The 12,012-nt window shown below is 58.5% G+C and carries 8 protein-coding genes; 4 read left to right on the forward strand and 4 right to left on the reverse strand.

Annotation, left to right across the window (positions count from 1 at the left end):
• Window positions 1-369: 369 nt before the first annotated feature.
• Both EX00_RS07955 and EX00_RS07960 read left to right on the forward strand, forming a co-directional pair.
• Complete coding sequence (locus EX00_RS07955) at window positions 370-1,254, forward strand: glucosamine kinase nucleotide-binding domain-containing protein (protein ID WP_047455798.1); 885 nt, start codon at window positions 370-372, stop codon at window positions 1,252-1,254.
• On the forward strand, window positions 1,251-2,015 hold the full coding sequence (locus EX00_RS07960; protein ID WP_047455800.1) for a GntR family transcriptional regulator: 765 nt from the start codon (window positions 1,251-1,253) through the stop codon (window positions 2,013-2,015). Before EX00_RS07955 ends, EX00_RS07960 begins: the two co-directional genes overlap by 4 nt.
• Window positions 2,016-2,128: 113 nt before the next feature.
• Here the strand turns inward: EX00_RS07960 and metH are convergent, their stop codons facing one another.
• Window positions 2,129-5,905, reverse strand: coding sequence for a methionine synthase (metH, locus tag EX00_RS07965; protein WP_047455803.1), 3,777 nt, complete (start codon window positions 5,903-5,905; stop codon window positions 2,129-2,131).
• Between the two features lie 269 nt (window positions 5,906-6,174).
• Here metH and EX00_RS07970 point away from each other — a divergent pair, with 269 nt between their 5' ends.
• Window positions 6,175-7,431, forward strand: a complete 1,257-nt coding sequence (locus tag EX00_RS07970; RefSeq protein ID WP_047455805.1) for an AGE family epimerase/isomerase — start codon at window positions 6,175-6,177, stop codon at window positions 7,429-7,431.
• A gap of 44 nt (window positions 7,432-7,475) precedes the next feature.
• On the opposite strand, the gene EX00_RS07975 is transcribed toward EX00_RS07970, so the two are convergent.
• Together EX00_RS07975 and EX00_RS07980 are read right to left on the reverse strand one after the other, a co-directional pair.
• Window positions 7,476-7,964 (reverse strand): heme-degrading domain-containing protein, encoded by a 489-nt coding sequence (locus EX00_RS07975; protein WP_047455807.1) that lies wholly within the window; start codon window positions 7,962-7,964, stop codon window positions 7,476-7,478.
• A gap of 60 nt (window positions 7,965-8,024) precedes the next feature.
• Window positions 8,025-8,963, reverse strand: a complete 939-nt coding sequence (locus tag EX00_RS07980) for an ATP-grasp fold amidoligase family protein (RefSeq protein ID WP_047457589.1) — start codon at window positions 8,961-8,963, stop codon at window positions 8,025-8,027.
• A 93-nt stretch (window positions 8,964-9,056) separates the two neighbouring features.
• Between EX00_RS07980 and EX00_RS07985 the strand changes: the two genes are divergently transcribed.
• Window positions 9,057-10,565, forward strand: a complete 1,509-nt coding sequence (locus EX00_RS07985) for a lipopolysaccharide biosynthesis protein (protein ID WP_047455809.1) — start codon at window positions 9,057-9,059, stop codon at window positions 10,563-10,565.
• A 5-nt stretch (window positions 10,566-10,570) separates the two neighbouring features.
• Here the strand turns inward: EX00_RS07985 and EX00_RS07990 are convergent, their stop codons facing one another.
• Complete coding sequence (locus tag EX00_RS07990; RefSeq protein WP_234708986.1) at window positions 10,571-11,773, reverse strand: GumK N-terminal domain-containing glycosyltransferase; 1,203 nt, start codon at window positions 11,771-11,773, stop codon at window positions 10,571-10,573.
• Between the last annotated feature and the right edge of the window lie 239 nt (window positions 11,774-12,012).

The following is a 12,012-nucleotide window of genomic DNA, read 5'->3' on the forward strand; positions in this document are numbered from 1 at the left end:
ACAGAGACACCGGAAACTCAATACATAGGGAAATCATGACGAACGTCGTCGCGCGGACCCTCGTGATCCACGCGGCTCCTGACAACGGCAGAGGTCCGCCACCTTCTGCTGGGCCTTCCGGCTATTGTTATTTTGCCGGTTCCGCCGATATCAGTTCGAACTGTTCCCTTGGTAAGAATTAAGGCCAAAAAAATACCAATTGTCCAGCCGAATTTAACTTTTAGGCACGATAAAAATTGACAAGGAAATTTTATCAATATTTTTCAATGATGTACACAGAAACAAAAAGCAACGAATTGCCTCTTGGTAAATGGTATTTTTTTGGTATTGTAAGAAAAAACGGGGAATGGATGGTATCCGGAGGGTGTAATGGCGGAGTTTTCGATCGGCATCGATGGTGGCGGAACCAACTGCCGCGCTGCCGTAACGGACAGGACGGGCAAAGTTCTCGGCACCGGCAAGGCGGGTGCTGCCAATATCCTATCCGACCTGGAAAACTCTCGGATCAACATCGTTGCATCCGCCCGGCAGGCGCTTGTTGACGCTGGCCTCGATCTGGGATTGACGGATAAATTGCCCGTCGTTATCGGCACGGCCGGTGCCAATGTTGGCGACTACGGCAAACGCCTCGAAAAGGCCCTGCCCTTTGCCACGGCGCATGTCGTCACCGATGCGACAATTGCGCTTCAGGGGGCACTTGGCGATGCCGACGGCATCATCGGCGCCTTTGGTACCGGCTCCGTCTACAACGCCCGCCGCAATGGTAAGAGCTGGGGAATTGGCGGCTGGGGGTTTGTCATCGGCGATCAGGCCAGCGGCGCGCGCCTCGGCCGCGACTTGCTCGAACGATCGATTCTGGCGCATGACAAGGTCTCACTCCCCTCACCGCTTACGGAAGCACTCATGGCAGAATTCGAAGGCGATCCCGAACGTGTCGTCGAATTCGCGCATGCCGCCAAGCCGAAGGATTTCGCGCGCTACGCGCCGATGATCTTCGAATATGCCGAAAAGAACGATGCCGTCGCTGTCGATATCGTCAAGACGGCGGTGAACGCGATCGCCCGAAGCCTCGATGCTCTGCTCTGGCCGGACTGCCCGTCGATCTGCCTCCTCGGTGGCCTTTCCAAGGCATACTACCCCTGGCTTGATACCCGCTATAAGGCGCTTCTCAGGGAGCCGAAAGGTGATGCATTGAGCGGCGCAATGGAACTGGCGGCAAAGCTCCTGCGGGACGACAAAGGGAGCACGCGATGACCGAGGATCTAAGCCGGATTTTCTCATCCGGACGCCTGCTCGCCGGTGGCACTGGCCCGCTCTACGTCAAACTGCGCCGAACGCTTGAGGACGCCGTCAAAATCGGAACGCTAAAGCAGGGTGACGCCCTGCCGGCGGAACGCGACATCGCAGAATATGCCGCCGTCAGCCGGGTAACGGTGCGCAAGGCGATCGACGATCTCGTCGCCGAAGGTATTCTCGTCCGCCGCCACGGCTCCGGCACCTTCGTCACCAAACCCGTTTCCAAGGTCGAACAGCGACTGTCGCAGCTGACATCCTTCACCGAGGATATGGCACGGCGCGGCATGACAGCGCGTTCGCAATGGCTGCATAAGGGTGTGCACACGCCCTCGCCGGACGAAATGATGATCCTTGGCCTTGCTGCCGATACCAAGGTCTCCCGCCTCAGCCGATTGCGCATCGCCGACGATCAGCCGCTCGCCATCGAACATGCAAGTGTCTCCGGCGAATTCCTGCCCGACCCTTCGATCGTCACATCCTCGCTCTATGCCGAACTGGAGAAACGCCAGGTCCGCCCGGTGCGCGCCGTTCAACGCATCTCCGCGACCAACATGAAAGAAGCGGACGCCGGACTGCTCGGCGTTCCCGTTGGCGCGGCCGGCCTTTCTATCGAGCGTATCTCTTATCTCGGCTCCGGCCGTGCGGTGGAGTTCACACGCTCGCTCTATCGAGGCGATGCCTATGATTTCGTCGCTGAGCTCACGATCGCGACAACATAAATCACAAATAGAATCAAAAAGATGCGGCCGAAAGATGAATCATCCTCCGGCCGCACCAATAGTCTGAATCAATTTATCAACACAGAGACCCAAGCCACCGAAACGACTCGCAATTATGCCGCGTCGTCCACCATGACATCGCGCTTTTCCGGCACATAGTTGAGCACCGGTCCGAGCCAGCGCTCGACCTCCACAACCGGCATTCCCTTGCGAGCCGCATAGTCTTCGACCTGATCGCGCTCGACCTTGGCGACGCCGAAATAGTAGGAAGCGGGGTGGCCGATATAGATGCCGGAGACGGAAGAACCGGGCCACATCGCATAGCTCTCGGTCAGCTTTACGCCCGTCGCTGCTTCAGCATCGAGCAAGCGGAACAAGGCCTCCTTCTCGGTGTGATCGGGCTGCGCGGGATAGCCCGGCGCCGGACGAATGCCAGCATAGGCTTCCGACAGCAGTTCATCATTGCTCAGGTTCTCATCCTTGGCATAACCCCAGAACTCACGTCGCACCCGCTCATGCATCCGCTCCGCAAAAGCTTCGGCGAATCGATCGGCCAACGCCTTGACGAGGATAGAGGAGTAGTCGTCATTGGCACGCTCGAAGCGCTCGGCAATGGCGATTTCCTCGATGCCGGCCGTGACGACGAAACCACCGATATACTCGTCGACACCACTGGCAACTGGCGCCACGAAATCCGCCAGAGCCACATTCGGCCGTCCATCACGCTTCGATAGCTGCTGACGCAGCGTGTAGAAGGTCGCTAGTTCATCGGAACGAGCTTCATCGGTGAACAGCTTGATATCGTCGCCGACAGCGCCCGCCGGCCAGAAACCGATAACAGCGCGCGGACGGAACCAGTTTTCCGCGATGATTTTCTCGAGCATCGCCTGTGCATCGGCATAGAGCTGCCGTGCCGCCTCACCCTGCTTCTCGTCTTCAAGGATCGCCGGGAAACGGCCCTTCAGCTCCCAGGTCTGGAAGAACGGCGTCCAGTCGATGTATTTGGCAAGCTCGGCCAGGTCGTAATTCTCGAACACCTTCGTTCCGAAAAACTGCGGCTTCACCGTCTTATAGTTCGCCCAATCCAGCTTCTCGGCATTCGCACGGGCCCTTGCGATCGGCAAGCGCACCTTCTCGGCCTCGCTGCGGGCGTGCGCCGCCGCTACCTTGGCATATTCCGCCTTGATGGTGTCGACATAGCCCTGCTTCGCTTCGGGGGACAACAGTGCCGAGACAACACCGACAGCGCGGCTGGCATCGGTGACATAGACCGTCTGGCCCTTTTCATAGCGGGGATTGATCTTCACCGCCGTATGCACGCGGCTGGTGGTCGCGCCGCCAATCAGCAATGGAATGTCAAAGCCCTGCCGCTCCATTTCCGCCGCGACATGCACCATTTCGTCCAGCGAGGGGGTAATCAGGCCGGAGAGACCGATGATATCGACCTTCTCGGCAATCGCTGTTTCGAGGATCTTTGTCGCCGGCACCATGACGCCAAGGTCGATGATTTCATAATTGTTGCAGGCGAGCACGACACCGACGATGTTCTTGCCGATATCGTGTACGTCGCCCTTGACGGTCGCCATCAGTATCTTGCCGGCGGCCTGGCGTTCGCCGCTACCGCCATTGGCAAGCTTCTCGGCCTCCATGAAGGGCAGCAGCACGGCAACAGCCTGCTTCATGACGCGAGCCGACTTCACCACCTGCGGCAGGAACATCTTGCCCGAACCGAAGAGATCGCCAACCACATTCATGCCGGCCATCAGCGGCCCTTCGATGACATGCAGAGGCCGCGCTACAGTCTGACGAGCCTCTTCCGTATCGGCTTCAATGTATTCGGTGATGCCGTTGACCAGTGCATGTTCGAGCCGCTTCTCGACCGGCCATTCACGCCAGGCAAGATCCTGCACCTTGGCTTCCCGGGTGCCGGCTCCGCGGAACCGTTCGGCAACGTCCAGCAGCCGCTCGGTGCCATCGGATCGGCGGTTCAGAACCACATCTTCACAGGCATCGCGCAGTTCGGAATCGATGTTGTCGTAAACCGCAAGCTGGCCGGCATTGACGATGCCCATATCCATACCCGCCTGAATGGCATGGTAGAGGAACACCGCATGCATCGCCTCGCGCACCGGCTCGTTGCCGCGGAAGGAGAAGGAGAGGTTCGATACGCCGCCGGAGATATGGACTAGAGGCATGGTCTTACGGATCGTCCGCGTCGCCTCGATGAAGTCGACGCCATAGTTGTTGTGCTCTTCGATGCCGGTCGCAACCGCGAAAATGTTCGGGTCGAAGATGATGTCTTCCGGCGGCAGCCCGGCCTGTTCGGTCAGGATCTTGTAGGCGCGCGCGCAGATCTCGACCTTACGCTGGTAGCTATCCGCCTGCCCCTGTTCATCGAAGGCCATGACCACGACGGCGGCGCCATAATTGCGCAGCAGCCGCGCCTGCTTGAGGAAATTCTCCTCGCCCTCTTTCAGCGAGATCGAGTTGACGATCGGCTTGCCCTGCACGCACTTCAGGCCGGCTTCGATGATCGAGAATTTCGAGCTATCGATCATGACCGGCACGCGAGCAATATCCGGCTCGGCAGCGATCAGGTTGAGGAATTCAACCATCGCCTTTTCGGAATCGATCAGGCCCTCATCCATGTTGATGTCGATCACCTGCGCGCCGTTCTCGACCTGATCGCGAGCAACGGCCAGCGCGGCTGTATAATCAGCATTGGTGATCAGCTTGCGGAATTTCGCCGAGCCGGTGACATTGGTTCGCTCACCGACGTTGACGAAGGGGATGTCCTTGGTCAATTCGAAGGGCTCGAGGCCGGAAAGTGACATGAATGGACGGTGCGCCGGGAGCTGACGCGGAGGATATTTGGAAACGGCTTCAGCGATCGCGGCAATGTGCTCGGGTGTCGAGCCACAGCAGCCGCCAACAATGTTGACAAAACCATCGCGGGCAAAACCTTCGACCTGTTCCGCCATCATCTCCGGCGATTCGTCATATTGGCCGAATTCATTCGGCAGGCCGGCATTCGGATAGGCGCAGATAAAAGTATCGGCAGCGCCCGAAAGCTCCTGCAGATGCGGCCGCATGGCATTGGCACCGAGCGCGCAGTTGAGACCGACAGTGAAGGGTCTGGAATGGCGCACCGAATTCCAGAAGGCCGACGGCGTTTGGCCGGAGAGCGTACGACCGGAAAGATCGGTGATCGTACCGGAAATCATCACCGGCAGACGGATGCCCTTAGCCTCGAACCGCTCCTCGCAGGCGAAAATTGCAGCCTTGGCATTCAGCGTATCGAAGATGGTCTCGATCAGGATGATATCGGCACCGCCGTCAATCAGGCCGTCGATCTGCTCGCCATAGGCAATACGCAAATCGTCGAAGCTGACGGCACGATAGCCGGGATTGTTGACGTCGGGAGAAATCGAGGCGGTGCGGTTGGTCGGCCCGATGGCGCCGGCGACAAAGCGGCGCTTGCCGTCCTCGCGTTCGGCACGGATCGCCGCACGGCGGACAACGGCGGCGCCCTCCTTGTTGAGGTCGTAAACCGCGCCTTCCATCTGATAATCGGCCTGGGCGATGCGGGTCGAGGAAAACGTATTAGTTTCCAGGATATCCGCGCCGGCCTTGGCATAGCGATAATGGATTTCCTCAATGGCATCAGGCTGCGTGAGAATCAAAAGGTCGTTGTTGCCCTGCTGATGACAGGCACAGCCGATGAAGCGATCGCCGCGAAAATGATCCTCGTCAAAACCGAGCCCCTGGATCTGCGTGCCCATGGCGCCATCAAGCACAAGAATGCGCTCACTCGCAGCCTGCCTCAAGGCCGCAAACACCTCGCTGCCGTCGCGTCTCGCTGTTTCCGAACCAAAAAGATTGTCAAACATAAGCGAATTCCCTTGGCCTGATTGCGACTTCGCATCCAGATCACATAAAGATATCTTTATGTCAACATATCTATGCGTTATCGCGCCTTGGCGCAAGAACAATGCTGCTATGATTTGCCGTGCTTCGGAAAAGCTGAATACGCACGACAAAAAATTCCGACAGGGGTGGATAACGCAAAGCCGCCGACACAGTTTCATCCCATAAAGTCATGACAGCGCTTTCAGGCAGCGCTATAGGGCTTACGGCAAAAGTGTATCAGGAGGATAGCATGAGCATACAGCGTGAAACGGCGGCTCTCGGGAATTGGAGCACGCGTGCCTACCACCGGCGCTGGCTGCTTGACCAGGCAAGCGGCCTTTTCGATTTCTTCCAGTATCGCAGCGTCAATCCCAAGGGTGGCTTCTACGATATGGACGATGCCGGCAAGCCGCTCGATGCGGTCAATCCCGTGCGTGGTATTCACTCGACCGCGCGCATGGTGCATTGCTTCGCGATCGGTTCGCTGCTCGGCCGTCCCGGCTCGGAAGATATCGTCGACCACGGCATCAACTATCTTTGGAAGCATCACCGCGACGCCAAGCATGGCGGCTATGTCTGGTCGCTCAACAATGACGGTCCGGTCGATGCCAGCAAGCAAGGCTATGGCCATGCTTTCGTGCTGCTTGCCGCCTCCTCCGCTAAGATCATCGGCCATCCGCTTGCCGACGGCATGCTCGCCGATGTCACCGAGATCCTGAACACGAAATTCTGGGAAGAGAAGCACGGCGCCATCGCCGAGGAATTCAACCGGGATTGGTCACCGATCGACGGCGGTAGCTATCGCGGCCAGAATTCCAACATGCATCTGACGGAAGCGTTGATGGCCGCCTTCGAGGCGACCGGCGACAAGGCCTATCTCGACAAGGCCGAGAGCATCGCCGATCTCGTCATCCGTCGCTCCGCCGGCTCAGTCGGCTGGCGCGTCGCCGAGCATTTCAATGCCGATTGGGTACTGGATAAAGACTATCGCGGCAACGAGATGTTCCGTCCATCCGGCACGACGCCGGGGCATTGGCTGGAATGGGCACGCCTCATCCTGCAACTCTGGTCGCTTGGTGGCCAGCGTCACGACTGGATGCCGGAGGCTGCAAAGGGCCTGTTCTCCCAATCCATGTCGCTGGGCTGGGACAACGATAAGGGCGGCTTCTTCTATACATTGGATTGGGCCGACGTGCCGGCCAAGCGCAACAAGCTGTGGTGGCCGGCGAGCGAAGGCGCTGGTGCTGCGCATTATCTTAACGAGCATCTGCCGAGCGATTTCCACGAGGCGAGCTACCGCAAGATCTGGGGCACCATCGGCAACTCCTTCATCGACCACCGGAATGGCGGCTGGCATGAGGAGTTGACGGAAGACCTCGTACCCGCTCACACGCTCTTCCCCGGCAAGGGCGACATTTATCACGCCCTGCAGGCGTGCCTCATCCCCCTGTTCCCGGCAACCGGCAGCCTGACGAAAGTCATCGCCGAGGCCGGCGGAAAGATCTGAGATCGAAGGCGGCGCCCGCTTCAAGCGTGGCGCCGCAATTACCCCTAAGACAGGCTGAGATTGTGCAGTTCGTGACCGAGCGTCAGTGCCAGAGCCTCGACGACGAGATTATGGTCCTCACGCTGCGGAAGACCCGACACGGTGACCGCGCCGATGCAGCCCGTACCATTGACGAAGATCGGAAAACTGCCACCGGATGCGGCGTAGTCGGCGCTGGTAAGCCCGTTATCCTCGATCGTCTTGCCCTGCTTTTCCAGGCGCAGCGTGCTCGAGTAGCTGCTGCGGAAATAGCGCAACACCATATTGCGCTTCCGCCGGATCCAATGGGAATTGTCCGGCGTCGAATCCGGCAGCGCGATATAGAAAACCGGCATGGAATGCAGCGTGATGTCGATCGCGACCCCGAGATTGCGTTCGCTGGCAAGGTCGTGCAGCAACTTGCCGAGCACCCAGGCAGTCGAGAGATCGAAAGCGTCGAAGCGCAGCGTCTCTTCCTGCAATGCGATGCGGCTGAGGTCCTGTTCGATCGTCATGAAAATCTTTCCTCTAAAATTCGATCGGCCTATCAAACGCGGACGATGCGATTTGTCTACCTATCTCTTCGGTATCTCAAAACCGAGCTGCCATTTCTGGCCGAGCACGAGATCGTAATCCTCGGGCTCGAAAGCCTCGAAGCCGCCACCGGGATAAAAGGTCAGCTCGCCGACATAGACCCAGTCAGCCGAAGCATAGAGATCGACGCGGACAAAATCGATGTCGCGAGCAATCGTCTCGGCGATATGGATCATCTCATCAAGCCGCGGTGGACGAGTGACGTCACCCGGATAGAGACCGAGATAATCGGGATCGTAGAACGGTAATTTCTGCCAGTCTGGCGTATAATTACAGGAATAGCCTCGACCATTTTCGCGGATGTCGATCTCGATATGCGAGACCTTGCCATTGAACGTGAAAAGCCGGTAGTCCCAGGGGACATGCCCGTCGGCAAGCAACATGGTCTCGATGAGAATGCGAGGTTCAACCCGGCTATAGGCCCACTCCCTGTTGTAGGAAGCATGGTCGATCGCCTGCCACTCGGCCGAAGGGTCGCTCTTCAGCAGCTGCTCGATGTCGCTCTGCCCATAGAGAAACCGGCCGACGCCGCTCGCATGCGTCGGCTTGACGACGGCGGGCAAAGTGATGACAGACCAATCGACCTTGGAAAGATCGGTGCCAACCCATTGCGTGGGAATGACATATTGGCTGCCGACCCGCTCGGCAATCAGCGTCTTGGCCCCGGCCTTGTCGACGAAACGCGGAAACAGCGGATTGCGATCGTAGAGCTTGCGAGCCTGGATCTTATCGGTGAAAGTCCGCGGCGACGTCAGGTTCGGAAACTTGCCGCGAATGACGAAATATTTGAGCGCGCAATAGTGCCTGTCCGACAGAGGCGACATCAGCCGCCAGAGCAGATTGCGCGCGCGTTCACCCAATCCCTTCTGCAAATATCCGGGAATGAGGAACGCATCTCGTTCGGCAGGCTTATCCGTCACGGCAGCGGTCTCAAATTTCAACTTGAACGCTAGTTAGAAGTATCAGTCGGCCTTTAACACAAGGTTATGAGAGTACCCTCATGATCAGTAGCCATGAGTGCCTATACATCCAACCTCTTGAAGAGCTCGCTGATCAGCTTGGCGGCGACGGTGATTTCGCTTGCGGCCGGCTTCGCCAGCAGTGTCATCGCCGCGCGCCTGCTCGGCCCCGCCGGCTCCGGCAAGGTCGCTTATGCACTCTGGATCGCGACATCCGCCACAGCCCTGGCCGATATGGGCCTGCCCCAGACATTGCTGCGCAATGCCGGCGTTCTCTCAGGTGAAGGCGACGCCTGGAAGGCATTGGTACGCGCGGCATTCCGCAGTTTCATGATATCCGTCGCCATGGTGGGCTCCGGCATCCTTTTCTATGCCATGATCACCTATACCTATCGCGATGCGCGGCATGCCTGGTTCTGGGTCGTGACGGCGCTGCTGTTCCTGAGCTACGCATTCTATGTCTTTTCAACCGCCATCGCTCGCGGTCGTAATCGGTTCGGACAAACCGCGCGCAGCACGGTCGTCGGTGGCACTCTCCAGATTCCGCTCGTCTTGGCAGGCGCCTGGCTGCTCGGCCCGACGGGGGCGCTGATCGGCTATGTCGCTCGCTATCTGCCGCAAGCATTGCACCTGCGCAGTTATATCGACCGTAACGTCCATGCTTCGAGCGGAGCGTTGACGCCAGAAATGCATCGCTATGGCCGCTACATGTGGCTAAGCGACCTCATAGAGATCCTGGTACTGTCTCGCATCGAATTCCTGTTTCTCGGCTTCTTCTTCTCGTCAACCGGCATCGGCTATTTCGCAGCCGGCCTCGGTCTCGCCGGACTGATCGAGCAGGTCATGCTGCAAATCTCGCCGGCGCTGATCGTCAGCTTTGCAGACGCCCATGCCAAGGGGGATCGTGAAGCGCTGCAAGCCACCTATGGGCGCGTCATCCGCATGGTAGCCTTGGTCATGCTGCCAATCAGCTTCGGCGGCGCGATCATCATGCCTGACCTGATGCCGCTCATCTTCGGTGATGCCTTTGAGCCTGCCATTGCGGCCGCCGCAACACTGCTTGCTTTCGTCTGGCTTGCCGGCCTTTCGGTCATTCCCTGGGGCATGATCAGCGCGTCCGGACGCAGCGACCTGCTGTTGCGCGTACAGATTATCTGCGGTTTACTGACGATGCTGCTGCTTGCCGCCATGGTGCCGCTGGCGGGCCTCGAAGGTGCGGCGATCGCCCGTGCGACTATCACCACACTCACCTTTGTCCTGCTCGCCTGGACCGCATGGAAGAGCGTCCATGCTTCGATCCCGATTGGGGCGCTGGCAAGAACAATCTTTGCTGCCGCCATCTGCGCCGCTTCGGCCGGTGTCGCCGTTTATTATCTTGACGGGCTAGCAGCAATCGCGATGGCCATTCCCGCTGGCACGATCGCTTACGTGCTGGCGGTCCGCATCCTACGTCTGGTGGAAGCGAGCGATAGCCAATTACTGATGGATACGATCGGAGACAAGCTGCCCAGACCAGCACGTCTGCTGGTAAACGGCCTGCTGACCTTCCTCGCGCCAGGCTGAGGCGGTTACTTCGTCTCGAAGGCAGCGTCGAGCGTTTGCCGGGCAACATCATCCCAGGTCAAAATTCCTTCGCGAAAAGCCGGTGAACGCCGCATCGCCAGCGCCGCATCGATCTTCTCTCGCCAGGCGGTTTCGCCGTCCAATCGATAGGCGATGGCATTCGCGCGGGTAAAAGGGATCAGATCCGGCAGGAGGATAGGCAAGCCGCAATAACTATATTGCGCAAGCTTCAGGCTCGACTCCGCCAGATAGACCTCGTCCTTCGTCAAACGGTAGGGTGCAATGCCAAAATCCGCATGCTGGAGAAATGGCACGATGCTGTCGAAATCACGCTCGCCATAGACCGTGACATTTGGCAGCACAGAGCCCTGCCAATCCGCGCCGAAGACGTGAAAATGCATGTCTGGCGCAGCCGCCGCCATTGCAGCGACCGTGGTCTCGTCAAACAGCATATTGCCGATGGAGATGGCATTACGGCTGCCGGGAGCATAAGGGGAAGGTTGTTGGCGATCAAACAGAGCCGCATCGACTCCTTGTGGAATAACCCGCACACGCCCACCGACTGGCAGCAGGGCACCGAGCCGCTCCGAGGGTACGCAGACTGTATCGAAACGTCCGATTGCAACAGCCTGCATATCCTGCAATGCGGGCGCCGCACCGACGCTCCGGAGCAGATCACGGCAAAAATAGAGAGTTTGCGCTTTGGGATTGAGCCTCTTGGCATAGTCGAAAAAGGCAAGCGCTGAGCCGCTTTCAATCATCACTAGATTAGCCTCCGCAAGAACATCGCGAGCAAAGCGCGGCAGGTAATTGCCATAGAGCCGGAAAAGCATTCCATTTGCCGCGTTCAGGACGCGATTGCCGGAACTGAAGGCATGCAACGGCGGCAGGTAAGCGCCCGCCCTAAGATTTGGTGCGACCGTCTCGAACTGGTTTGCCTGACGCTCCGACAGCGCCCGAAAGCGCGGGCGATCCTTCAGCAGGGTCAACCAACTGTGGCCAATCGTCAGAAAATGCACATCATGCCCCTGCTCCGCCCAGCGGGACGCCACGAAATGGACCGACGCCTTACGATAGCCACGCAGAAAGACATGCGACGTTAGAATGACGATTTTTCGTCGTGGACCAACGCCGTCTTCCGCCGACTCTCCTTTTCCCAGGTCTGTCACCGGCAACCCCAACTGCGATTCTCGATCGGCCTTACTCATGCCCGACATTCAAATCGTTGATTCAAGCCGCGGCGGCGAACCTTCATGTCCGGGGCGCTGATATCCGCAGGCAAAGCCCAATATGGATCGATATGAACCGAAAAGCGTCTAACAGGCAGTTAAAGTGGAATTATTAAATCAGATAATCGGTATGTGAAGCTCTGCCGTAGCCACCAGATATCGCCCGACTGTGATGGGCTGCAACGTCGCGGAATTCCCTCCTCTTGCCCGAAAGAGGG

It is taken from the genome of Martinezella rhizogenes, from assembly GCF_000799715.1.
GTDB lineage: Bacteria > Pseudomonadota > Alphaproteobacteria > Rhizobiales > Rhizobiaceae > Rhizobium > Rhizobium rhizogenes_C.